General features: G+C 66.8%; 22 protein-coding genes. 8 read left to right on the top strand and 14 right to left on the bottom strand.

Annotated features, from left to right (window positions below):
- Nucleotides 1–4: 4 nt before the first annotated feature.
- A complete protein-coding gene (gene lptB, locus ILT46_RS02600; protein WP_199503033.1) occupies nt 5–808 on the bottom strand; it encodes an LPS export ABC transporter ATP-binding protein in 804 nt (267 codons plus the stop codon).
- Between the two features lie 192 nt (nt 809–1,000).
- Between lptB and ILT46_RS02595 the strand changes: the two genes are divergently transcribed.
- Nucleotides 1,001–1,405 carry a hypothetical protein gene (locus tag ILT46_RS02595; RefSeq protein WP_370592297.1) on the top strand — a complete coding sequence of 135 codons (405 nt, stop codon included), beginning with the start codon at nt 1,001–1,003 and terminating at the stop codon, nt 1,403–1,405.
- Between the two features lie 3 nt (nt 1,406–1,408).
- Entirely contained in the window at nt 1,409–2,818 is a 1,410-nt protein-coding gene (locus tag ILT46_RS02590; RefSeq protein WP_370592296.1) for a mechanosensitive ion channel domain-containing protein, read from the top strand.
- Between the two features lie 29 nt (nt 2,819–2,847).
- On the opposite strand, the gene ILT46_RS02585 is transcribed toward ILT46_RS02590, so the two are convergent.
- Together ILT46_RS02585 and ppa are read right to left on the bottom strand one after the other, a co-directional pair.
- Complete coding sequence (locus ILT46_RS02585; protein ID WP_199503032.1) at nt 2,848–3,357, bottom strand: GNAT family N-acetyltransferase; 510 nt, start codon at nt 3,355–3,357, stop codon at nt 2,848–2,850.
- Between the two features lie 13 nt (nt 3,358–3,370).
- Nucleotides 3,371–3,910 (bottom strand): inorganic diphosphatase, encoded by a 540-nt coding sequence (gene ppa, locus ILT46_RS02580; RefSeq protein WP_199503031.1) that lies wholly within the window; start codon nt 3,908–3,910, stop codon nt 3,371–3,373.
- Nucleotides 3,911–4,015: 105 nt separating this feature from the next.
- On the opposite strand from ppa, the gene hisS reads away from it, so the two are divergent.
- From hisS to metK, 6 genes are all read left to right on the top strand, one after another.
- Nucleotides 4,016–5,254 carry a histidine--tRNA ligase gene (gene hisS / locus ILT46_RS02575; RefSeq protein WP_199503030.1) on the top strand — a complete coding sequence of 413 codons (1,239 nt, stop codon included), beginning with the start codon at nt 4,016–4,018 and terminating at the stop codon, nt 5,252–5,254.
- Nucleotides 5,251–6,318 carry a peptide chain release factor 1 gene (prfA, locus tag ILT46_RS02570; protein WP_199503029.1) on the top strand — a complete coding sequence of 356 codons (1,068 nt, stop codon included), beginning with the start codon at nt 5,251–5,253 and terminating at the stop codon, nt 6,316–6,318. Before hisS ends, prfA begins: the two co-directional genes overlap by 4 nt.
- A gap of 18 nt (nt 6,319–6,336) precedes the next feature.
- The gene (prmC, locus tag ILT46_RS02565; RefSeq protein WP_199503028.1) at nt 6,337–7,179 is read left to right on the top strand and encodes a peptide chain release factor N(5)-glutamine methyltransferase; all 843 of its coding nucleotides are present in this window, start codon (nt 6,337–6,339) and stop codon (nt 7,177–7,179) included.
- A gap of 253 nt (nt 7,180–7,432) precedes the next feature.
- Nucleotides 7,433–8,251, top strand: a complete 819-nt coding sequence (locus tag ILT46_RS02560; protein WP_233396900.1) for a DUF4167 domain-containing protein — start codon at nt 7,433–7,435, stop codon at nt 8,249–8,251.
- Nucleotides 8,252–8,293: 42 nt separating this feature from the next.
- Nucleotides 8,294–9,895: an apolipoprotein N-acyltransferase gene (lnt, locus tag ILT46_RS02555; protein ID WP_199503027.1), complete on the top strand. Its 1,602-nt coding sequence runs from the start codon at nt 8,294–8,296 to the stop codon at nt 9,893–9,895.
- Between the two features lie 41 nt (nt 9,896–9,936).
- Nucleotides 9,937–11,142 (top strand): methionine adenosyltransferase, encoded by a 1,206-nt coding sequence (metK, locus tag ILT46_RS02550; protein ID WP_199503026.1) that lies wholly within the window; start codon nt 9,937–9,939, stop codon nt 11,140–11,142.
- On the opposite strand, the gene ILT46_RS02545 is transcribed toward metK, so the two are convergent.
- From ILT46_RS02545 to ILT46_RS02495, 11 genes are all read right to left on the bottom strand, one after another.
- On the bottom strand, nt 11,139–12,266 hold the full coding sequence (locus tag ILT46_RS02545; RefSeq protein WP_199503025.1) for a CaiB/BaiF CoA transferase family protein: 1,128 nt from the start codon (nt 12,264–12,266) through the stop codon (nt 11,139–11,141). The genes metK and ILT46_RS02545 overlap by 4 nt on opposite strands.
- Nucleotides 12,267–12,275: 9 nt before the next feature.
- Nucleotides 12,276–12,938, bottom strand: a complete 663-nt coding sequence (locus ILT46_RS02540) for a CoA transferase subunit B (protein ID WP_199503024.1) — start codon at nt 12,936–12,938, stop codon at nt 12,276–12,278.
- Nucleotides 12,939–12,947: 9 nt separating this feature from the next.
- A complete protein-coding gene (locus tag ILT46_RS02535) occupies nt 12,948–13,835 on the bottom strand; it encodes a hypothetical protein (RefSeq protein ID WP_233396899.1) in 888 nt (295 codons plus the stop codon).
- Nucleotides 13,822–14,529 carry a CoA transferase subunit A gene (locus tag ILT46_RS02530; protein ID WP_199503022.1) on the bottom strand — a complete coding sequence of 236 codons (708 nt, stop codon included), beginning with the start codon at nt 14,527–14,529 and terminating at the stop codon, nt 13,822–13,824. Before ILT46_RS02530 ends, ILT46_RS02535 begins: the two co-directional genes overlap by 14 nt.
- A gap of 314 nt (nt 14,530–14,843) precedes the next feature.
- The gene (locus ILT46_RS02525; protein WP_199503021.1) at nt 14,844–16,250 is read right to left on the bottom strand and encodes a methyl-accepting chemotaxis protein; all 1,407 of its coding nucleotides are present in this window, start codon (nt 16,248–16,250) and stop codon (nt 14,844–14,846) included.
- Nucleotides 16,247–17,746 (bottom strand): putative bifunctional diguanylate cyclase/phosphodiesterase, encoded by a 1,500-nt coding sequence (locus tag ILT46_RS02520; protein ID WP_370592295.1) that lies wholly within the window; start codon nt 17,744–17,746, stop codon nt 16,247–16,249. Before ILT46_RS02520 ends, ILT46_RS02525 begins: the two co-directional genes overlap by 4 nt.
- Before the next feature lie 56 nt (nt 17,747–17,802).
- Nucleotides 17,803–18,666: a CheR family methyltransferase gene (locus tag ILT46_RS02515; protein ID WP_199503020.1), complete on the bottom strand. Its 864-nt coding sequence runs from the start codon at nt 18,664–18,666 to the stop codon at nt 17,803–17,805.
- Complete coding sequence (gene cheB, locus ILT46_RS02510; RefSeq protein ID WP_233396898.1) at nt 18,657–19,805, bottom strand: chemotaxis-specific protein-glutamate methyltransferase CheB; 1,149 nt, start codon at nt 19,803–19,805, stop codon at nt 18,657–18,659. The genes ILT46_RS02515 and cheB overlap by 10 nt, the downstream gene beginning before the upstream one ends.
- A gap of 11 nt (nt 19,806–19,816) precedes the next feature.
- Complete coding sequence (locus ILT46_RS02505; protein WP_199503019.1) at nt 19,817–20,182, bottom strand: response regulator; 366 nt, start codon at nt 20,180–20,182, stop codon at nt 19,817–19,819.
- 73 nt (nt 20,183–20,255) lie between these two features.
- Nucleotides 20,256–20,696: a chemotaxis protein CheW gene (locus ILT46_RS02500; protein ID WP_199503018.1), complete on the bottom strand. Its 441-nt coding sequence runs from the start codon at nt 20,694–20,696 to the stop codon at nt 20,256–20,258.
- On the bottom strand, nt 20,693–22,792 hold the full coding sequence (locus ILT46_RS02495; protein ID WP_199503017.1) for a chemotaxis protein CheA: 2,100 nt from the start codon (nt 22,790–22,792) through the stop codon (nt 20,693–20,695). Before ILT46_RS02495 ends, ILT46_RS02500 begins: the two co-directional genes overlap by 4 nt.
- Between the last annotated feature and the right edge of the window lie 125 nt (nt 22,793–22,917).

The raw sequence follows: 22,917 nt of genomic DNA, 5'->3' as shown, positions 1-22,917 counted from the left end.
CCAGCTACAGCGTGAAGCTTTCGCCGAGATAGAGCCGGCGCACATCCTCGTCCGCAACCAGCGCTTCGGGTGTGCCCGCAAACAGCACCTGCCCGCCATAGATGATGCAGGCGCGATCGACGATATCGAGCGTTTCGCGGACATTGTGGTCGGTGATCAGCACGCCGATGCCGCGCGCTTTCAGATCCTTCACCAGATCGCGGATGTCGCCGATCGACAGCGGGTCGATCCCGGCAAACGGCTCGTCAAGCAGCATGATCGAGGGTTTGGCCGCCAGCGCGCGGGCGATTTCGGCGCGGCGCCGCTCGCCGCCGGACAGCGCCATTGCCGGGCTGGCGCGCAGCCGGGTGAGGCCGAATTCGTCGAGCAACCGCTCCAGCTCGGCGGCGCGGGTCTGCTCGTCGGGTTCATTCAGTTCGAGCACGCAATTGATGTTCTGCTCGACCGTCATTCCGCGAAAGATGCTGGTTTCCTGGGGCAAATAGCCGAGCCCGAGGATCGCGCGGCGATACATCGGCAGGCGGGTCACATCGACCCCGTCCATCAGGATGCGCCCGGCATCGGGGCGCACCAGACCCATGATCGAATAGAAGCACGTCGTCTTGCCCGCGCCATTGGGGCCCAGCAGGCCAAACACCTCGCCCTTGCCGACCGATAGCGAGATATCGGTCAGCACAGCGCGCTTGTCGTAGCTCTTGGCGATCGAGATCACCTCCAGCCCGCCCTGCGGGATCGGCGCCAGCGCATCGGCATGGGCGCCGCCGTCGGCGCCGGTTGTGGGCAGGGCGGGATCGTGCAGCGCAGCCATGACAGCCGCGTCCCTAGCACCGCGCGCTTGCCTTTGAACCCCCGGATTCGACGAAAGCGCGCATTTTGGCCCACCAATTGCATGACCTGAGCAGCCGGGATTGTCCGCGCGCGGGACGGGGCATCCCGTGATGCTTGCGCCCACGCCGCGGATTTGGAATAACCTGTCGCAGGACAAGAGAGGAGAGCGTGAATGGGCGAGGCACCGGGGGGCGCCGCCACGGACCGGGGGCACGGTTTCGCGATCGCACGGGCAGGAACCGGCCGCCGCGCGCGCGACTGGCGCCGCGCGATGAGCGACAATGTCGCCTATGCGCTGCTGGTCTATACCGGGCTGCAGATCTTCGTCACCGTCCATGCCCTGCGCGAAGGGATGAGTTCGTTGCTGCCCTATTTCGCGCTCGGCGTGCTGGTGGCCGCGATCATCCCCGCCTGCCGCTGGTTCGAACGCCGCTGGCTCGGCCTGTCCGACAGCGCAGCCGCCGATCCGGCGCTGCGTGGTGCCTTCCGCCGCGATCAGACGCTGCTGTGGCTGATGGCAATCGCCCTGCCGCTGGCGCTGACATTGCTATTCCGGCTGCTGTTCGGCAGCGAATAAGGGGTGCTCCGCGCCGCCCTGGCCCTCGTCGCGTCGATCCTGTTGCTGGGCGCCGGGGTACCGGCCCAGGCACTCGTTCCCGCCACCGCCACCGAGAGCGCTGCTGTCGACGATGCGGCTGGCCCGCAGATCGACAATATCGTCGATAATGGTGCGGATGGCCGGATAGAGGGGCGCATCAGGGGCATCTTTGCCGAACTGCCCGCCTTTGCCGGTGTCGATGTGGCGGTCGAGCAAGGCGTGGTGAAACTGTCGGGGCTGGTCCCTGCGGAACAGGACATTGCCCGCGCCGAGGCCATCGCCGGCCGCGTCTCAGGCGTGGTGACAATCGAAAACCGACTTGAACGTGATCTCTCGGTGGACAGCAGCCTTGCGACGCTCAGCGGGCTGCAGGGTAAGCTCGACGGGATTGTGCGCGCTCTGCCGGTGCTGGCGCTCGCGCTGGCGGTAGCGGTGGCGATCATTGCGGCCGGCTATCTGCTGGCCCGGTTGGTTAGCAAAGCCAGCCGGTTTGCCCGCAACCCCTTTCTGGCCGATCTAATCGCAAGCCTGATCCGCTTTGCCTTCATCATTGGCGGGGTGGTGGTGGCGCTCGACATGATCGGGGCGACCGCTTTGCTCGGCGCGGTGCTGGGCGGGGCGGGGGTAATCGGCATCGCGCTGGGTTTCGCAATGCGCGAGACGGTGGAAAATCACGTCGCCTCGCTGATGCTCAGCCTGCGTCAGCCGTTCCGCGCCAACGACCACGTGCTGATCGGCGACCTGGAAGGGCGCGTTATCCGTCTGACCACGCGGGCGACCGTGCTGATGACCCTCGACGGCAATCACCTGCGCATCCCGAATGGCCAAGTGTTCAAGGCGGTGATCACCAACTACACCCGCAACCCGCAACGCCGGTTCGACTTTGTTCTGGGCGTGGATGCCGACGAGAATTTGCAAGATGCGATGGCGCGGGGGATCGAGCTGCTCAAGGCACTCCCCTTCGTGCTCAATCAGCCCGAACCCGGCGCGCGGATTGTCGAGGTGGGCGATTCGGCGATCGCCATCCGCTATCTGGCATGGATCGACCAGACCGAAGCGGACTGGTTCAAATCGAAGAGCCAGGCAATCATCGCCGTGAAAGAGGGGCTCGAGGCCGCCGGCTTCGGCCTGCCCGAACCGATCTACCGCCTGCGCATCGACCCGCGCACCAGCCCGCTGCCCCTGTCGGGCGTGGAGGACGCCCGCCCTCGCAGCGGCGACGCGCCCGACCCTGCCCCTCCTCCCAAAACGCCAGCCGGGTCGATCGAGGCGCCTCGCTCTCCCGCCGATGTCAAACCCGAGAGCGAAATCGCCGAAATGGTCGAGCGGGAGCGGCGGGCCGGCGGCAGCGAGGATAAGGATCTGCTCGACGACGGATGCCCGGTAGAATAGCCCTTATTCTAAGCCAACTGCCAACCGTCTCAGCCGAGTAGATCGCGCCCCATCCACACCGCATTCGAACCATAAAGCGCCAGCTTTTCGCGCATCGCGGGGGACACCGGTTGCGCGGCAAATCCCAGCCCCTGCCAATAGGGCGCAGCGCCGGCGACCGCGATCAATTGCGCCCGGCAAAGACCAGCCTGAACCGCCAGCGTAGTGGCCTGTTCGACCAGCAGCCCGCTGATCCGCAAGCCGCGCCCGGCTGGCGCCACTGCCAGATCGTGGAGGAACAGCACCTCGTCTTCGGCTGCCGGTTCGACCAACCTGCCAAGGGGTGGGGGCGTATCCGCCGCCCAGCCATGCGCGATAAGGTAGCCGACCATCTCGTCATCGTGCCAGGCGGCCAGCGAACAAGACGAGGGGAGTTGCGCTCGATTGGCAAGCACTTCGGGCGGTTCGACCAGTTCAGGCGAGTGAGCAAGCGTCTGGATCGCCATTGCGGCGGGAATGTCGCCTGGCGTCAGTCGGTCGATGACAAGTTCGGCCCGCATCTCTGCGGTCCTGCTACGCCCCGCCTTTCGCCTGCGCCCGCTCGATGCTTTCGATCACGATGCGCTGCGCTTCCGCAGCGTCGCCCCAATGGCCGACGCGGACCCATTTTTCGGCTTCAAGATCCTTGTAGTGGGTGAAGAAGTGCTCGATCTGCGAAAAGATGATCGAGGGCAGATCCTTCGTTTCGGCCACATCGGAATAATAGGGAAAGGTCGTGTCCACCGGCACGCAGACCAGCTTTTCGTCGCCGCCATGTTCGTCTTCCAGATGGAGCACGCCGATCGGGCGGGCGCGCACGACGCAGCCGGCGATGAACGGGCTGCGGCTGATCACCAGCGCGTCCAGCGGGTCGCCATCGTCTGATAAAGTGTGCGGGATGAAGCCGTAATTGGCCGGATAGCGCATCGGCGTGTGCAGGATGCGGTCGACAAACAGCGCGCCGCTGTCCTTGTCGAATTCGTACTTCACCGGCTCGCCGCCGGTGGGCACTTCGATGATGACATTGAGGTTATGCGGCGGATTGTCGCCGACCGGGATTTTGTCGATACGCATGGCCAGCGCCCATAGCGGGCCGAATGTTGCACTGCAACGAAATGAGCGGCAAAAATCGGTCGTGCTTGGCGTCGGTGGTGCTTTCGCGCTAAGCGCCCGCCCGCCATGACCACCAGCACCCCTCAGGCCATTCGCGGCACCCAGGACATTTTCGGGCCCGAGGCCGATGCCTTCGCTCATGTCGTCGAAACCTTCGAGCGGGTCCGCAAGCTGTATCGCTTCCGCCGGGTGGAGATGCCGGTATTCGAGCGCACCGAGGTGTTTGCCCGTTCGATCGGGGAAACCACCGATGTCGTCTCGAAAGAGATGTATTCGTTCGAGGATCGCGGCGGCGAATCGCTGACGCTTAGGCCCGAATTCACCGCGGGCATCGCGCGCGCCTATCTCACCAATGGCTGGCAGCAATATGCGCCGTTGAAGCTCGCCACGCACGGCCCGTTGTTCCGGTACGAGCGCCCGCAGAAGGGCCGGTATCGCCAGTTTCACCAGCTCGATGCGGAGATCATCGGCGCGGGCGAGCCGCAGGCCGATGTCGAATTGCTCGCCATGGCCGACCAGCTGCTGAAGGAACTGGGCATCGCTGACGGGGTAACGCTCCAGCTTAACACGCTCGGCGATGCCGACAGCCGCGAGGCGTGGCGTGCTGCGCTGGTCGCCTATTTCCGCGATGTGGCCGCCGACCTGAGCGAAGATTCGCAGGAGCGGCTGGAGAAGAACCCGCTGCGGATCCTCGATAGCAAGGATCCGCGCGACAAGGCCTTCGTGGCGGATGCGCCGCAGATTGACGATTTTCTGAGCGGCGAAGCGCAGGACTTTTTCGGCAACGTCACCGCAGGGCTGGACGCGGCGGGTGTCGCCTGGACGCGCAACACGGCGCTTGTCCGCGGGCTCGATTATTACCGCCACACCGCGTTCGAATTCGTCACCGACCGGCTGGGCGCGCAGGGCACCATGCTGGGCGGCGGCCGCTATGACGGGCTGATGGAAAGCCTCGGCGGCCCGGCGACGCCTGCGGTCGGCTGGGCGGCGGGGATCGAGCGGCTGGCGATGCTGGTGGGCGCGCCAGCGGACGTAGGCCCCGACGTGGGTTTCGTCGTCGAAGACGACGGGGCGCTGAGCTTCGCCGTCAAACTTATCGGCATAGTTCGAGCGAACGGGTTCTCTGCCGAGTTGATTGCCAGCGGTTCCCCTCGCAAGCGCTATGACAAAGTCATCAAGCTGAAGCCCCGGACGGTGGTCGTGACCGACATGCATAACGGCGTTGCGGTCCCGTCTTTTCGTACATTGGCCGACGCAGAAGCCGAGCACAAAATCAGGGCACTATTGGAAACGGTGGTTCCTTGACCATCACCGCCGAACGTCTTGACCAGATCGCGCATCGCTTTGCCGAGATCGAGGCGCGGCTGGCGTCCGGCACGCTCGAAGGCGAGGCCTTTGTTGCCGCCAGCCGTGATTATGCCGAGCTTGAGCCGGTCGCCAAAGCCGCCGCGTTAGTCGCCGCGATGCGCGAGGAGGTCGCGGCGCTCGGCGAGATGCTCGCCCTCCCTGAATATCGCGCAATGGCGGAAGAGGAACTGGCCACCTTGCGCGCCCAATTGCCCGAGCGCGAGCGCGAGCTCGCGATTGCCATGCTGCCGCGCGACAGCGCCGACAGCCGCTCCGCCATGCTCGAAGTGCGCGCCGGCACCGGCGGCGATGAGGCGGCGCTGTTCGCCGCCGATCTGACCCGGATGTACGAACGCTTTGCCGCCGAACAGGGTTGGCGCTTCGAACTGGTCAGCGCCAATGCCAGCGATATCGGGGGCTTCAAGGAAGTTGTCGCGCAGATCACCGGAAGCGGCGTGTTTGCGCGCCTCAAATTCGAAAGCGGGGTCCACCGCGTCCAGCGCGTGCCGGTGACCGAGAGCGGCGGGCGCATCCATACCAGCGCGGCGACCGTGGCGGTGCTGCCCGAACCGGACGAGGTCGATGTCCAGATTGACGACAAGGACCTCAAGATCGACGTCTATCGCGCGTCCGGCGCCGGCGGACAGCACGTGAACACCACCGACAGCGCGGTCAGGATCACGCATCTGCCAACCGGCACGGTGGTCACCTGCCAGGACGGGCGCAGCCAGCACAAAAACAAGGACAAGGCGATGCAGGTGCTGCGCGCCCGCCTGTTCGAAGCCCAGCGCGAGGCGGCGCAGGGCGCCGAGGCTGAGGCCCGGAAAGCGATGGTCGGCAGCGGCGACCGGTCGGAACGCATTCGCACCTATAATTTCCCGCAAGGCCGCGTCACCGATCACCGCATCGGGCTGACGCTGCACAAGCTGCCCGAGATCCTCGCCGGGCCGGGGCTGGGCGAGCTGGTCGATGCGTTGATTGCCGAAGATCAGGCCAAGCGGCTGGCGGCGATGGATGGCTAAGCCCCCAGGCCCTCGGTGGTGAGGGCGGCTCAGGCCCTCCGCGAGGCCGCTGAGCGGCTTGCGCCCGTCAGCGACACGGCGCGGCTCGATGCGGAGTTGCTGCTGGCGAATGCGCTGGGGTGCACGCGCGGCACGCTGCTGCTCAACCGCATGGCGGACCCGGTGCCGGCCAATTTTGCGGCCTTGATCAAGCGCCGTCTGGCGAGCGAGCCGGTGGCGTATATCACCGGGGTGCAGGAGTTTTACGGGCGGCCATTCGCGGTCAGCCCGGCCGTGCTGATCCCGCGCGCCGATAGCGAAAGCGTGGTCACTGCGGCGCTGGCGCGGATGGACCGCGCGGGCCGGGTGCTCGATTGCGGCACCGGCTCTGGCGCGCTGCTGCTGACCTTGCTGGCCGAGCGGCCGGGATGGAGCGGTATCGGCATCGATGCCTCGGCCGAAGCGCTCGCGGTGGCAGCCGCCAATGCCGCAAATCTCGCGCTGGACGATCGGGCGGCGCTGCGCCGCGCAGACTGGACCCAGCCCGGCTGGAAGGACGGGCTCGCCCCGTTCGACCTGATCATCACCAATCCGCCCTATGTTGAAGCGCACGCCGCGCTGAGCCGTGAGGTGCGGGATTACGAGCCCTATGCCGCGCTGTTCGCCGGTGAGGACGGGCTGGCCGATTATCGCGTGCTCATTTCCCAACTTGGCAGCTTGCTGGCACCCGCTGGGTGGGTCGTGCTCGAGATCGGGGCAACTCAAGGGGCAGCGGTCAAGACGTTGGCCCGGGAGGCGGGTTTTGCCGGCCAGATTCTGCCCGATCTCGCCGGCCGTGACCGGGCGGTTGCGCTGCAAAGAGCCGGCACAAGCCGGGGATAGCGCGAGGCCATTGCCGGTTTTTGCTTGGCAAGAGAGACGCAAGGCTTTACCCGATGAGGCCAAGGCCCCCGCCAAGTGGCGCACTCGCTTAATGGCGGTCAGGCCTGGCTCCCACATTGCAATGCACCGGTTGAGTGGACGGATGGTGCGACGGCAGCTTGGGACACCGCGACCTGCATGTGCAGGGGCGGAAAGGGGTCATGCGACTGCGGGCAGTGTGCCCGGCCAGTCCCGATTGAGGAAGACGCTTCCCTTGAACAACAATAACCGGAACAACAACAATCGCCGGCGCGGTCGTGGCAACAATCGCCAGCAGGGCGGCGGCGGCCAGCTTAACCGGATCGACAGTCGTTCGCGCGGCAATGCGCCGCAGATGCTCGATAAGTACAAGAAGCTGGCGCAGGACGCGGCGCATAATGGCGACCGGGTTCAGGCGGAATATTACCTCCAGTTTGCTGATCATTATTTTCGCGTGATCGCCGATAACAAGGCGCGGCAGGACGAGCAGCGCGGCCGGCGCGACGATGGCCGCGACGGTCAGCGCGAGCGCGGCGAACGCGATTTCGCCCGCGACGAGCGCGACGACAATCGTTACGAAAACCGCTTCGACGGGGGCTACGATCAGAGCGACGGCGAGGATGAGGGCGAAGCGCGCGGTGCGTCCCGCCGGCAGCGCGAGCAGGCCGAGGATCAGGCGCGGACCCCGCGCCGGCCCGAGCGCCCCGTAGCGTCCACTGGCGAGCAGGACGAGGCCGAGAGCGGCGAGGATGCGGGTAATCCGTTCCTGCGCGACGAACCGCGCAGCCGCGCGGCGGCCCCGCGCAGGCGCCGCCCGCGTGCGGCCGCTGCCGAAGATAACGCCCCGGCGTTCGACGCGGCGATCCTTCCGCCCGCGATCCAGACCGGCATGGCACCCGATGAGGACGGTGATGCGGATGGCGACGATATGCCCGCCCCGCGCGCCGCGCCGCGTCGCCGCCGCAAACTGACGGTTGACGAACAGGCGGCCGACACTGGCGAGGTTGGCCACGGTGATGAAGGCGATGACGCGCCGCTCAGCGCGGTCGGCTGAACGGCGCGCGCGGTCTGCTCGCCTGTTTACCGCCCGCGCATCATGGTGCCGCTCGACACACCCCGATCCCGCGCCCTGCCAGCGCGGTTAAGCGCGCTTGCTGCCACCCGGTCGCACCTCGCGGCGGCGTTGTGCGGCCTGCTGGCCGCATGCGGCTTTCCCCCGCTGGCCTTGTGGCCGGCGACATTGCTGGCGGTTGCCGCACTGGTCTGGCTGATAACACGAGCGCCGCGTCCGCGTGCCGCGTTCGGGCTTGGCTGGGCGTTCGGGTTCACCCATTTCGCGCTGACCAATAACTGGATCGCGACCGCATTTACCTATCAGGCTCAGATGCCCGCCGCGCTCGGCTGGGTGGCGGTGATCGGGCTGGCGGCGTTCCTGGCGCTGTATCCGGCGATGGCGGCGGCCGGTGCGGCGTTTGTGGCAGGACGGCGCGGCCTGGTGACCACCGGCTTGGCGCTTGCGGCGCTGTGGGTGCTAACCGAATGGCTGAGAAGCTGGGTCTTCACCGGCTATGCGTGGGCCCCGCTCGGGCTGAGCCTGCTGGGCGGCTGGGACCGGCCCGGCCTAGCTGCCTTGCTGCCCTGGCTCGGCACCTATGGTCTTTCCGGCCTCGTGGTTGCGCTCGGCACGGGGCTTGCTGCGCTGGCCGCGCAGGGACGGCGTCTTCGCCTGGCAGTGGCGACATTGCTGCTCGCCGCAGGCATGTATTGGCCTTCGCCGCCCGCGGCCCCCGGAGCGGTCGCCTATTCTCTGGTGCAGCCCAATCTGCGGCAAGAAGAGATCGACGATCCGGCGAAGTTTGAAAGCCAGTTTGGCACTATCGCCGCCCTGACCTCGCCGCGCCGTGATGAAGGCCTCCGACTGGTGCTGTGGCCGGAATCGGCCGTCCCCGATTTCCTGCGCGATGGCTATCCGCAAATCTATTATGACCGCATGACCGCGGGCGGCGACCCGCGTTATGCGCGCTGGCGGATCGGCCAGACAATTGGCGCGGGCAGCCTGCTGCTGACCGGGGCGGTCGATCTGGAGGTGCAGAACGGGCGCGCGGTCGGGGCGTATAATTCGGTCACTGCGCTGACGCATGAAGGGCAATTTGCCGGCTCCTATGCCAAGGCGCATCTGGTCCCGGGCGGGGAATATCTGCCTTTGCGCTCCATCCTCGCCCCGCTGGGCCTGTCGCGGCTGGTGGCCGGAACGCTCGACTTCATTCCTGGGCCGGGGCCGCAAACGCTCGACCTGGGGCCGTGGGGGCGGGCCGGGATGCAGATCTGCTACGAAATCGTCTTTTCGGGGCAAGTAGTCGATCGCGCGAACCGCCCCGATTACCTCTTCAACCCGTCCAATGATGGCTGGTTCGGCGCCTGGGGCCCGCCACAGCATCTGGCGCAGGCGCGGATGCGCGCGATCGAGGAAGGGCTTCCCGTGCTGCGCGCCACCACCACCGGAATCAGTGCGGTAATCGACGCGCGCGGCGTGGTGCGCGAACATATCGGTCGAGGCCGCGCGGCACGGGTGGACGGATGGGTACCGCCTGCTCTGCCAGCTACCCTGTTTGCCCGGCTGGGCAACGCGCTGCCGCTTGGCCTGGCGGCGGCGCTGCTGGCCGCGCTGCTGCTTGCCATGCGGCGGCGCCGCGCCTAGAGCGCCATGCACATTTAACGATATCCTTATATGAGGCTCTCATGCGCGCCGATTATCTGTTCACGTCCGAAAGCGTTTCGGAAGGACATCCCGACAAGGTCGCCGACCAGATTTCGGATGCGATCGTCGATCTGTTCCTGTCGAAAGACCCCGAGGCGCGGATCGCCTGCGAGACGCTGACCACCACGCAATTCGTCGCATTGGCGGGCGAAATACGCTGCAAGGGCGTGTACGAGAACGGCCAATGGGTGCCCGGCGCGCAGGAAGAAATCGAGCAGACTGTGCGCCGGACGGTGCGCGAAATCGGCTATGAGCAGGATGGCTTTCACTGGGACAAGTTCGAATTCCTGAACCGCCTGCACGGCCAATCCGCGCACATCGCGCAAGGCGTCGATGCCAGCGGCAACAAGGATGAAGGCGCGGGCGATCAGGGTATAATGTTCGGTTACGCGACCGACGAAACCCCTGATCTGATGCCGGCGACGCTCTATTACAGCCACAAGATTCTCGAACGGATGGCGGCTGACCGGCATTCGGGCGCGGCGCCGTTCCTCGAACCCGATGCCAAGAGCCAGGTGACCTTGCGCTACGAAGGCAGCCTGCCGGTCGCGGCAACGGCAGTTGTCGTCTCCACTCAGCATGCGGCCGGTTATGACGAGGGCGAGAAAGAGGCCGAACTGCACGCTTATGTGAAGCGCGTGGTGGCCGACGTGATCCCGCCGGTGCTGCTGCGCGAGAGCCAATATCACATCAACCCGACCGGCAGCTTCGAAATTGGTGGCCCCGATGGCGATGCCGGGCTGACCGGGCGCAAGATCATTGTCGATACCTATGGCGGCGCGGCCCCGCATGGCGGCGGTGCGTTTTCGGGCAAGGATCCGACCAAGGTGGACCGCTCGGCTGCCTATATCGCGCGTTACCTCGCCAAGAATATCGTTGCCGCCGGTTATGCGACGCGCTGCACCATTCAGCTCGCCTATGCGATCGGGGTGTCGAAGCCGCTGTCGCTCTATGTCGACACGCATGACACCGGCACGGTCGGCGACGACCGGATCGAGCAGGCGATCCTCGGAATCGAGGCGCTCGGCGGGCTGACGCCGCGCGCGATCCGCACGCATCTGGGGCTCAACAAGCCGATCTATCGCCAGACTGCCGCCTATGGCCATTTCGGGCGCAAGCCCGAAGGCGATCTGTTCCCGTGGGAGCGGACCGATCTGGTCGACGCGCTGAAGGAAGCGCTGGGCTAGGCCCGTCTGGGTGACGGGTGGTCGAGCGCCAGTTCGGCCTCGGAAAAGGTGAGCGGGCTGCGCACGCCTGGGATACCGTCCAGCTTGATCAGCATCCCGCGCGCTGCGGTCTGCCGGTCGGCCAATGCCTGGTCGACCGAATGGATCGGCCCGGCCGGAATGCCCGCCGCCGCGCAGGCCGCCAGCAGGTCCTCACCATCGCGCTGGGCGGTTGCTTTGGCAATCAAGGCATCCAGCACGGCGCGATTGGCAAGCCGGTCGGCATTGGTCGCGAAACGCGGATCGGCCAGCAGATCGTCGCGGCCGAGCACGGTCAGGAGCTTCCTGAACAGACCGTCATTGGCCGGTGCCAGCACCACCTCGCCGCCTCTGACCGGGAACACGCCATAGGCGCTGACCTGGGCGTGCGCATTGCCCATCCGCGGCGGATTGTCGCCGGTGGCGAGGTAATGCATCGACTGGCTGGCGAGCAGCACGACTGAACAATCGAGCAGCGCCATGTCGACATGCTGGCCGCGCCCAGTCCGCTCGCGCATCGCCAGCGCCGCCTGGATGCCGATCACGCTATAGAGCCCGCAGGCAAGGTCGCTGATCGACACGCCCATCTTCATCGGCTGACCATCGGGCTCGCCGGTCAATGCCATGAACCCGCTCATCGCCTGAATGACGAAATCGTACCCCGCCTCGCCCGCGCGCGGCCCGGTTTGCCCGAAACCGGTGATCGAACAATAGACGAGACGCGGGTTGGTGGCGGCAAGCGCCGCATAGTCGAGCCCGAATTTGGCCAGCGCGCCGGTCTTGAAGTTCTCGATCACCACATCGGCCCCGGCGGCCAGCGTCTTCACCCGCGCCAGATCGTTCGCCGCGCCGAAATCGGCGGTGATGCTGCGCTTCCCGCGATTGGCCGAATGGTAATAGGCGGCGCTGCGCTCGCCATCATGCTCGATCCACGGCGGGCCCCACTGGCGTGTGCCATCTCCCTCGGGTCCTTCGACCTTGATGACGTCGGCCCCTAGATCGGCCAGGATCTGGCCCGCCCACGGCCCGGCCAGCACACGCGCCAGTTCGAGCACCTTGAGCCCCGCCAGCGGCGCACGAGTGTTACGTGGTTCGCTGAGCCACATTGCGGGTGCTCAGGCGAGGTAATGCGCGGTGGTCTTGGCGGCGACCTCGTCCGCGCTGACGCCCGGGGCGGTTTCGATCAGGCGGAAGGGGCTGGCATGGTCGGCCCGCTGAAACACGGCGAGATCGGTAATGATCATGTCGACCACATTGCGGCCCGTCAGCGGCAGGGTGCATTCGGGGATGAATTTGGGGCTGCCATCCTTGGCGGTGTGCTCCATCACCACGATGATCTTCTTGACCCCCGCGACCAGATCCATTGCCCCGCCCATGCCCTTGATCATCTTGCCCGGGATCATCCAGTTGGCGATGTCGCCATTTTCCGCGACCTCCATCGCGCCGAGTACGGTCAAGTCGATATGCCCGCCCCGGATCATCGCGAAGCTGGCCGCGCTGTCGAAATAGGCGCTGTGGGGCAATTCGCTGATCGTCTGCTTGCCGGCATTGATCAGGTCGGCGTCTTCCTCGCCCTCGTAGGGGAAGGGGCCAATGCCGAGCATCCCGTTTTCCGATTGCAGGGTCACCTGCATCCCTGTGGGAATATGGTTAGCGACCAGCGTCGGGATGCCGATGCCGAGATTGACGTAGAACCCGTCCTCAAGCTCCTGTGCGGCGCGGGCAGCCATCTGGTCACGGGTCCAGCCGGCCGGCCGGGGGGTGGGGTCGCTCGCCATGAAATGTCCTTATTGCAATGGGGTCGGCACGAGGAACCACACATCGCCGAGCAGCGCGTCAAGCGATGCGGCAGCCTCGGGGCGCCGGAGATATTGAAACAGCGGGTCGAAATCCGCGCGATCGTCGCCCAGTACCGCCTGCAGGCAGCGCCCCGCCAGCGCCCGCTCACGCGCGGCGGGTTTATCCTCGCCGGTCTGCAGCAGCGCGATACGGTCGGCGCCCGCCGGGTCGAGCCCGCGCGCGGCGAGCAGGCCGCGCAGTTCCTCCTCGGCAATCCACGGCAGGCCCGACAGCCAGACGATCTCGATATCCGCTGCGCGCAGATTGGCTAGAGCTGCGGCGAGACCGGCATCGCCTGCTTGCGTTTGCGCACGCGCGGCGTCGAACAGCGCCCCGGCTGGGTCGAGATCGACCAACACCGCGCCGCGCTGCAGCCCGCAGGGGCGAGTGGTGGGCCTGAGGCTGGCGGGGTCGGCCAGTACGGCCGAGCGGCGCCGGGCGCTGAGGGGATCGGCCGCGGCCAGTTCCATCGCGCGCGCGGCAAAAGCGGCATAGGCGGTGCTACCCCCCGCTGCGCCCTGCGGGAGGATGTCGGCTGCCGTGGGTGGCGGCAATTCGGTCAGGTCGGTCAGCCGCGCCTCTACCGGTTCGACGCCGGGCAGCCCTGGGTCGCCTTCCTCGACCGGGACGGCCGCAGGCGTAGCGGCGCGCAGGGCCGCCGCGCCTTCGCGCAAGGCGCGCCGTTCAGCGACCTCGTCCTTGATCTGCTTGCCGACGAAAATCCCCCCGCCGACAATCGGCGCGACTGCGGCAACGCAGCCGCCGAGCAGCAGCGGCGCCGCGCCTGCCAGCAGCCAGCGTGACACCGGCAGCTGCATCGCGTCAGGCCGCCTCACGCGGCCGGGTGGTGACGAATTCGATCTTCTTGTCGTACGGCGCGCCGACGATCATCCGCTGGACATAGACGCCGGGCAGATGGATGCAGTCGGGATCGAGCGCGCCGGCCGGGACGATCTCTTCCACCTCGACCACGCAGACCTTGCCGCACGTGGCCGCCGGCAGATTGAAATTCCGCGCGGTCTTGCGGAATACGAGATTGCCCGTTTCGTCCGCCTTCCACGCCTTGACGATCGCAAGGTCGGCAAAGATGCCATGTTCGAGGATGTAATCCTCGCCGCCGAAGCGCTTTACTTCCTTGCGCTCGGCCACCAGCGTGCCGACGCCCGTCTTGGTGTAGAAGCCGGGTATGCCCGCTCCTCCGGCGCGCATCCGCTCGGCCAGCGTGCCCTGCGGGCAGAACTCGACCTCCAGTTCGCCCGAGAGGTACTGCCGCTCAAATTCCTTGTTCTCGCCCACATAGGACGAGATCATCTTCTTCACCTGCCGCGTGCGCAGCAGCTTGCCGATGCCCTCATTGTCAATTCCCGCATTATTGCTGGCAAAGGTCAGCCCGGTCACGCCGCTCTCGCGGATCGCGTCGAGCAGGCGATCGGGGATACCGCAAAGGCCAAATCCGCCGCTGGCGATGACCATGTCGTTGCGCAGCACGCCTTGGAGGGCGCTGGCGGCATCAGGGAAAAGCTTCTTCATGGGTTCTCCGCTTGCCACGCTTGTCTAGAAGATGGCAGCAGACCTGTCACGCCCGGCGATGCAGCAGGTTAAATGGTGCGCTGCACCATGTGAGCGATATAGAACGGCGGGCGGAAGCTTCGCGAAATCAGATAAAGTTTATGATTATCAGGCGGATGACATGATACGCAATGATTGTTGCGCCAAACGCAACAGGCAGTGTGGTTTTCGCACTTGCGAACAAAAACGTCATGGCCCAGATAGGTGGGGCCTTTCAGGCATCCTCTCCCAAGACTTTACAGGCCCGGCCGGTTTATCCGTCCGGGCCTTTTTTCTTAGGTCGCGCCCTGGGATCGTACATGGCGCAGGAACCGGTCAACCTGGTCGCTGAGCGCATTGGACTGACGGCCCATCTCCGTTGCCGAACCGAGCAACTGGCTCGCCGCTGCACCGGTTGCCAGCGCAGTGTCGCGCACCTGGTCGAAATTGTCGGCCACATCCTGCGCGCCGCGCGCGGCAAGGTCGATGCTGCGTGCAAGGTTGTGTCCGGCGACCGATTGCTGATCGACCGCGCTTGCAATCGACACCGCCGTCGCTTCAAGCTGCTGGACCTGTTCGCCGATGGACCGCAAGGCGCCAACGCTGTCCGACGTCGATTCCTGCATGGTGCGGATCTGCTCGGCAACCTGCTCGGTCGCGCGGCTGGTCTGGTTGGCGAGATCCTTGACCTCCGCCGCGACCACCGCGAAGCCGCGCCCGGCCTCGCCCCCGCGGGCCGCCTCGATGGACGCATTGAGCGCCAGCAGATTGGTCCGCTGGGCGATCGTACGGATCAGCTCGACAATCTGCCCGACCTGCTCGGCCGATAGCGACAGCGCGCTGAGCGTGGCATCGGCGCGCTCGGTGGCCAGCGTAGCGTCGCGGGCAAGGCCTGCGCTGCTCGCGGCCTGGCGGCTGATTTCGCCGATCGACATCGCGAACTCGTCGCTGGCTGCCGCAGCCGCGGTGACGCCGGCCGACGTTTCGTCCATTGCCCGCGACACCGCTTCCGCCTGGGCGGATGAGCGCCGCGCGGTTTCAGCCATCGCGCTTGCCGTGCCCTGCAACTGCCCGGCGGCGCTGGCGACCCCGCCGACGATCCCGGCGACGCTGGTCTCGAACGTCGCTGCCAACGCGCGCAGCTCGTCATCCTGCCGCGCGCGCATTGCGTCACGCTCACGCCGCGCAGCCTCTTGTTCCTTCTGCAATTGACCAATCCGGTGCGACGCGCGCAGGAACACCTCCATTGTCCGGGCCATATCGCCGATCTCGTCATGGCGTTCGCGATAGGGAATCGCGAGATCCTTCTCCCCTTCGGCCAGCCGCTGCATCTCGCCCGCCAGCACGCGCAGGGGCTCGACCAGTTCGGTGCGCATCCGTTGCAGCGCCACCAGCAAAAGGGGGACGGTAAAGGTCGCAACGATGATCACCACCAGTTCGAGAGCGGCGACGATGCCGGGCGCCAGCCAGCCGCGCGCACCGACCATGCCAAGCCAGCCGGCCATCCCGCAAACGGCCAGCGCCGCCGCCGCGCCGCCCATCGTCTGGGTGAATTTTTTGGCCAGCGGCTGACGGTCGAAATACCGCGCGGCCTTGCGGGCCGCTTCCGGGTCCGGCGCGGGAAGGTTAATCTGAATGGCGTCGAAGGCGCGAGCGTCCTCCTCGCTCCAGCCGACGGCGGCAAATTTGCTGATAGCGTTCATGCGATCTTCCGTTCGTGCGTGCGGCGCAGCAGCGCCGTCAGTTCAGCGGCCGGCATGGCACGGAAATAGAGCCAGCCCTGCAAATTGTCGCAACCCGCCGCGCGCGCGAGATCAGCCTGCGACTGTGTTTCGACACCCTCGGCGGTCACGTCCATTTTCATTGCCCGGGCCACGCTGATCGAGGACAGCATGACCGCGCGGCTGCTTTCGCACCCCTCCGCCTCGGCAATCAACGAGCGGTCAAGCTTGAGCTTTTCGAAGCGGAACTGGCGCAGGAAACCGATTGAGGCGTAGCCGGTGCCGAAATCGTCGAGCACCACATCAACCCCGAAGCTGCGGATCAGGCGCAGGCTGCGCTCGGCTACCACCGGGTCGAGCACGAGGCAGGTCTCGGTGATCTCGATCTCCAGGCGCTCGGCAGGGAACCTGGTTTCTTCGAGTATCTGGCCCAGCGCGATGGGGAATTCGGGATTGCGCAATTGCGCCGCCGAGATGTTGACCGACAGTCGGATGCCGTCCCATTCCAGTGCATCGGTGCACGCCGTGCGCAACACGAACAGGCCGATCGCGTTGATCAGCCCCGATTCCTCGGCCACCGGGATGAACACGTCGGGGCCCAAAGCGCGGCCATCAGGCCGCTGCCAGCGGATCAGCGCCTCGGCCGCGACCACCCGGCGGGTACAGGCGTCGACCAGCGGCTGGTAGAACACCTGCAACTCGCCCCCGGTCAGTGCCCGCCGCAACTCGTCATCGAGCACCCGATTTGTTTCGAGATCGCGGTCGAACTCCTCGACGAACCAGGTGCAGCGCATCTTGCCACCGCGCTTGGAGGCGTACATCGCAAGGTCGGCCTGCCGCAGCAATTCAGACGAATTGGTTGGCCCTGCGCTGCGCGTGATGCCGATCGATGCGCCGATGACGATCTTGCGATCGTCAAGCGCCACCGGCGTCGCCAGCCGCATCAGCAGCGAGCGGCACAGCCCCTCGAGAATGGTCGGCGCCAGCGGCCCGGTCGCCACCACCGCGAACTCGTCGCCGCCGAGCCGGTAGGCGCGCGCTGTTGCGCCGCAAATCTCGCTCAGGGTCTGCCCGATGTCGCCGATCAACATATCGCCGACGAAATGCCCGTGATGGTCATTGACCAGCTTGAACCCGTCAAGGTCGATAAGGGCCAGCGCCACGTTATTCTGGCGCTTGAGATGGCGTTGGACATCGTCATGCAGCGCACGACGGTTGGGCAGCAGGCTGAGCGGATCGATCAGTCCCATCTGCTCGAGCTTCTCTATCCGGCGCAGGCCAAACCGGCACAGCAGCAGAACGGCCAGCGCGTAAGCGATGCCGCTGCCCACGATATAGAGGGCGATTTCGCGGGTGGACAGCGCCTCGCTGCGGGCGAGCAGCATGGCGCCGGACAGGAACATGCCCGTCAGCACCGCAATCGGTAACAGAACGACCACCTTGGCCGGCAGCCAGCTATGATCGGCACCGCGATGCACTCAGCTCTCCCCTGCGCGCAGCGATAGCGACATGACGGCTAAGGAATGGTGAACCATCATCCGCGCCCTCCGGCGCGGCGCGGTGCCGGCTGCGCAGCGCCAATTGCCATACGCACAAACAGCCCCGGCAAACCGGGCCGCGGCGCCAGGGGCAGACCATGCCCGCTTTCAAGCGTTTCGCCCGAACCGAGCAGGAGCACGCCGCCTTCGGTCAACGCCGAAACCAGGCGACCGAGCGCAACCGCGCGCGTGGCCGGATCGAAATAAAGCAGCACGTTGCGGCAGGTAATGAGGTCGAACGGAGCGTCGTCGGGCGGGCGGTCGAGCAGGTTGTGAATGCCGAACTGGATGCGGCCAAGCAGCGCCGGATCAGCCTGCCAGCCATCATCAGCTTCGGTAAAATATCTGACGGTCTCGCGCATTGTCAGACCGCGCTGGATTTCGAACTGGCTGTACCTGCCCGCCCGCGCCTGAGCGATCGCCGCGCCCGAAATGTCGGTGGCCAGGATCGCCGGCGACAGGTTGCGCGGCCCGGCGGGCACCTGATCGCCCAGTATCGCCAGCGACAGGGGTTCCTGCCCGGTCGAGCACCCGGCACACCAGAGCGACAGCCGCCGGGCCGGTGCCCGCGCGGCCAGTTCAGGTAACTCCTTGTCGCGCAGCGCATCGAAGATCGCGCGGTCGCGGAAGAAATAGGTTTCGTTGTTGAGCAGCGCCTCGACCACCTGATCGGCCAGCGTGCCGGTCCGGTCCTGCGCCAGCAGGCACACGAGGTGATCGGCATTGTCGATCCCGTGCCGCCGGAACAGCGGCGCCAGGGCGCTATCGATTCGCCAATCGCGTTCAGGGGCCATGTGCTGCCCGGTTCGCGCGCGCATCAGATCAGCCAGGATCTGGCGGGAAATTCGGCTCACGGCCATGTGGCTGATACCCGCGGCGCAGCAGCGGTCCGTACGCCCAGTTCGGCCGCGATCAGAGCAGGTGGCAGCACCGCATCGGCAAGGCCCGCCTCGGCCACGGCGCGGGGCATCCCCCAGACGGCGCTGCTGGCGCGGTCCTGGGCGATCAGCGTGCCCCCCTTCGCGGCCAGCACCGCTGCGCCCAGCGCGCCGTCACGGCCCATACCGGACAAAATAACCGCAATCGCCGCCCCGCCCAGCGCATCGGCAAGCGATTGCAGCATCGGATCGACCGAGGGGAGACAGCCGCTCGGTGCAGGGGCCGGGTCGATCGCCGCCACCAGCCGGTCGCCCACCTCGCCAACCAGCAGGTGCCCGGTGCCGGGCGCGACATAGATCCGGCCCTGTTCGAGCACCGTCCCGGTCTGCGCAACGCTGGCCGGTCGACCTGCCGCAGCGGTCAGCTGCCGCGCGAATACCTCCATGAAGCTCGGCGGAAGGTGCTGCGTGACAAGGATCGGCAGGTCGACCGCTCGCGGCAGATCGGCCATCACCTGGCACAGCGCATGGATGCCCCCGGTCGATGCGCCGAAGGCAATGATGCGCGGCGCCTTGCGATCCTGCCCGTTGGCGGGCCGGGGCCGCACAGCAGTGCTGGCGCGCCCGGCGCAGCTTTCGCCCACTGTCTCGTCCGTACCCCGCGCGGCGCGGCCCAAGACGCGCACGCGCTTCAGGAGGCTTTCGCGCCAGCGCGCGTTGAACCCGCCCGATCGCGGCTTGGGCATGGTGTCGGCCGCGCCCAGCGCGAGCGCCCGCAAGGTTGCTTCGGCGCCGATTTCGGTAAGGGCGGAAACGACCAGCACCTGCACTCCGGCACGCGCTGCCAGCAGGCGCGGCAGCGCTTCCATCCCGCCCATGCCGGGCATTTCGAGGTCGAGCACGATCACGTCGAGCGGCCGGCAAGGCAACTCGGCCAGCGCCCGCTCGGCCGAGGCGGCGGTGGCGGCGACAACCATGTCCTCCGCGCTGTCGATCAGGCGGGCAATCGCGGTCCGCGTGGTCAGCGAATCGTCGACCACCATGACCTGCAGCGGCCCGCCGGCGGTAAGGGCCGGCCGGAACGGCGGAGGCTGGGCCGGAGAAGGCGAGGCGTCGGGCATACGGGCGCCCCTCAGGCGAAGCCGACGAGCTGCAGCTTGATCTGCAAGGTATCGTGATCGAACGGCTTCATGACATATTCGTCCGCCCCCGCGGCGATCGCCTCACGAATATGGGCGACGTCGTTCTCGGTCGTGCAGAACACCACCTTGGGCCGGTCGCCGCCCGGATGCGCGCGCAAACGAACGAGAAACTCGATCCCCGACATGACCGGCATATTCCAGTCGAGCAGCACCAGCGCGGGCATCGCGGCGATGCATTTGTTGAGACCGTCCTGGCCGTTTTCGGCCTCTTCGACGACGAAACCGAATTCCTCGAGGATATGGCGCGACACCTTGCGGATGACGCGCGAATCATCGACGATCAGACAAGTATGCATTGGCTGCGACCCCATATGTGCGTCTGCTGAAAGCTGCGTGATAGTGGATGGCATGGCGATTGGTCCGGGCATCTCAGGCAGCCATCGCCGGCAGCCCGGCGACAAGCGCGGGCAGATCGATCAGCAATGCCGGACCAAAGGCGGTGTCACCTGCCCCGCGCGCGACGCGCTCCCAGCCAGGACCGGCGCGGCCGATGATCGGTTCCGGTTCGCCGGCCAGGTCACTGACCCCGGCGACATCATCGACCAGCAGCGCATAGGCGTGGCCGTCAATATCGGTAATCACAGCTTGCTGACCAGCGGGTAACGGGCCGGGCGCGGCGGCGAGGCCCAGCGCGGCCCGGCTGTCGATTACGGTCAGCGTGCGGCTGCGCAGCGCGGCAAGGCCGAGGATGTGGGCGGGCGCGCGCGGCACCGGCGTCAGCGCGCCGAGCTCGACCACCGAATGCACGGCTGCGGCATCGATCGCTGCCGACCGGCCCGCCAGCGTTACGCAAAGCACCGGGCCGCTCATCGCGCGGCGCCGATCAGGGCGGGTCGATGGGCCGCGAACAGCGCGTCGCAATCGACCAGCTCGCATAGCGCCCCGCCAATCATCGCGCTGCCCAGCAGCGGTTGCCCGCTGCCCAGCGGCGGCAGCACGGGTCCCTCAAGCAGGGCGGTATCCTCGATCGCATCGATGGCGAGGGCAATCTCGCCCGCCGCCGGGTTGTCGGCGGCCAGCCGCAAGATGGTGAGTGGCCGGTCGCCGGGCGCGATGCCCGTCTCGCATCCGGCGAGCGGCAGGATCGCCCCGTCAATGGCGATTTGCGGCCGCGCACCGCCGCAATCGGCATCGGTACGCGCCACCCGCTCGATCCGCATCACCCGGTCCATCCGGATCGCGCGTCGGCGGCCGGCGAGCGAGGTGTAGACCAGCACGGTCAGGCCGGCCGTGCGCGGCCGGTGGCCCTGTACGCGGTCGGCGGCCGGGGCGGTGGCGGTGCGATCGGCGTGATCGCGCAGCATGGCGTGGGTGCGCGCGATGCTCGCCATGTCGAGCATCATCACCGGCTCCCCGCTGTCGAGCAGCGTCGCGCCGGCATACAGGCCCAATTGCATGATCGCCGGAGCGACCGGCTTGATCACCAGATCCTCGTGATCGAGCACGCGGTCCACCGCGAGCGCAAACAGGTCACCCCCCGCCAGCCGGATCAGAACCAGCGGCGCGTTCTCGGCAGCCTGCGCGGCGCTGAGGCCAAGGACGTCGGCCAGCGAGAGGCAGCCCATTCGCCGCCCGCGAACATTTGCCAGCAGCGCGTCGCCCATGCGGGCGAAGTCGAGTGCGGCATTCCCGGCGTGGACGATCTCCTCCACCACCCCGCGCGGGATGGCGAACATCTGCCCGCCGCTGCACACCGTCAGCGAGGGCACGATGCTGAGGGTCAGCGGCAAAGCGAGGGTGAAGCGCGTGCCCTGACCGGGCTCCGAGCAGACCTTAATCGCACCGCCGATGCGCTCGATATTGGCGCGCACCACATCCATCCCGACCCCGCGCCCCGAGACCGCTGTCACCGCTGCGGCAGTGCTGAGGCCAGGGTGAAAGATCAGTTGCTGGCGCTCGCGCCGGTCATAGGCTGCGCCTTCGGCGGCGGTGCACAAACCTGCCTCGACGGCCTTGGCCACCAGCCGCTCGCCATCGATTCCCCGGCCATCATCGGTGATTTCGAGATGGATGCGATTATCAGCCTGGCGGGCGTGCAATTTCAGCACGCCTTCCTCGTGCTTGCCCGCGGCGATCCGCTGATGCGGAGGCTCGATCCCGTGATCGACCGCGTTGCGGATGATATGGGTCAGCGGGTCGCGCAGCATCTCGATCAACTCGCGGTCGAGTTCGACATCGCCGCCCTCGCAATCGACCAGCACCTCCTTGCCGAGATCGGCCGCGAGGTCGCGCACAAGCCGGGGCAGCGCGCCGAACAAGGTGTCGATGCGCTGCATCCGCATCCGGGTTACGCCATCGCGCAGGCTGTCGATGATGGCGGACAGCCGTTCCAGCGTGCCGTCACCGGTATCGGGCGCGCCAAGCCGCAGGGTGCGGGCCAATTCGTTGCGCGCCAGCACCAGGTCGGAGACATCGCTCATCACCCGGTCGATCAGGTCAAGCGGCAGGCGGATGCTGCGCTGGGGCGCGGTCGGGGCCGGCGCGCTGGTGCCAATGGTTTCGGCGGCAAGCAGCGGTGCCATGTCGCGCAGCGCGCCGGCCCCGTCCTCCAGCGCGGCGATCAAGTGTTCGTCATCCCCGCGATCAAGGTCGGAGCCGCCTTCGATCGCGTCGGTCAGCTCGCCGATCCGGTCGATGATCGCCAGCACCGCATCGACCAGCCGGACATCGACCGTGCGATTGCCCGAGCGGACGTCGGCCAGCGCGGTTTCGGCGGCATGGCTCAGCCGCTCGAGCCTGGGAAAGTCGAAAAAGCCGCAATTGCCCTTCACCGTGTGGACGAAGCGGAAGATGGTATCGAGGCTCTCGCGGTCGTCGGGCGTGCGCTCCCACGCGACAAGCTCGCCGGCCATCGCCTGCATCATGTCGCGTGTTTCGGCCACGAAGTCGGCCAAAAGATCGTCCATGCCCGCACCCCCCTCGCTTGAGGGTGTAGGCCGAGATGGTTAACGATTGGTCGCCAGCGCGCTTTGCAGGCCCGGCTCTTGTGCGCCGGCGCGGCGCTGTGCGATAGCTAGCGCAGCAGCACGAA

It is taken from the genome of Qipengyuania sp. YIM B01966 (assembly GCF_016461955.1).
GTDB lineage: Bacteria > Pseudomonadota > Alphaproteobacteria > Sphingomonadales > Sphingomonadaceae > QFOP01.
Note: the sequence above shows the minus strand (reverse complement) of the source record. Positions and strands in the feature narration are given on the sequence as shown.

Bases quoted from the DNA above. Each gene is read 5' to 3' on its own strand.
- lptB (WP_199503033.1), bottom strand. From the start codon at position 808: ATGGCTGCGCTGCACGATCCCGCCCTGCCCACAACCGGCGCCGACGGC.
- ILT46_RS02595 (WP_370592297.1), top strand. From the start codon at position 1,001: ATGGGCGAGGCACCGGGGGGCGCCGCCACGGACCGGGGGCACGGTTTC.
- ILT46_RS02585 (WP_199503032.1), bottom strand. From the start codon at position 3,357: ATGCGGGCCGAACTTGTCATCGACCGACTGACGCCAGGCGACATTCCC.
- ppa (WP_199503031.1), bottom strand. From the start codon at position 3,910: ATGCGTATCGACAAAATCCCGGTCGGCGACAATCCGCCGCATAACCTC.
- hisS (WP_199503030.1), top strand. From the start codon at position 4,016: ATGACCACCAGCACCCCTCAGGCCATTCGCGGCACCCAGGACATTTTC.
- lnt (WP_199503027.1), top strand. From the start codon at position 8,294: ATGGTGCCGCTCGACACACCCCGATCCCGCGCCCTGCCAGCGCGGTTA.
- metK (WP_199503026.1), top strand. From the start codon at position 9,937: ATGCGCGCCGATTATCTGTTCACGTCCGAAAGCGTTTCGGAAGGACAT.
- ILT46_RS02545 (WP_199503025.1), bottom strand. From the start codon at position 12,266: ATGTGGCTCAGCGAACCACGTAACACTCGTGCGCCGCTGGCGGGGCTC.
- ILT46_RS02540 (WP_199503024.1), bottom strand. From the start codon at position 12,938: ATGGCGAGCGACCCCACCCCCCGGCCGGCCGGCTGGACCCGTGACCAG.
- ILT46_RS02530 (WP_199503022.1), bottom strand. From the start codon at position 14,529: ATGAAGAAGCTTTTCCCTGATGCCGCCAGCGCCCTCCAAGGCGTGCTG.
- ILT46_RS02525 (WP_199503021.1), bottom strand. From the start codon at position 16,250: ATGAACGCTATCAGCAAATTTGCCGCCGTCGGCTGGAGCGAGGAGGAC.
- ILT46_RS02515 (WP_199503020.1), bottom strand. From the start codon at position 18,666: ATGGCCGTGAGCCGAATTTCCCGCCAGATCCTGGCTGATCTGATGCGC.
- cheB (WP_233396898.1), bottom strand. From the start codon at position 19,805: ATGCCCGACGCCTCGCCTTCTCCGGCCCAGCCTCCGCCGTTCCGGCCG.
- ILT46_RS02505 (WP_199503019.1), bottom strand. From the start codon at position 20,182: ATGCATACTTGTCTGATCGTCGATGATTCGCGCGTCATCCGCAAGGTG.
- ILT46_RS02500 (WP_199503018.1), bottom strand. From the start codon at position 20,696: ATGAGCGGCCCGGTGCTTTGCGTAACGCTGGCGGGCCGGTCGGCAGCG.
- ILT46_RS02495 (WP_199503017.1), bottom strand. From the start codon at position 22,792: ATGGACGATCTTTTGGCCGACTTCGTGGCCGAAACACGCGACATGATG.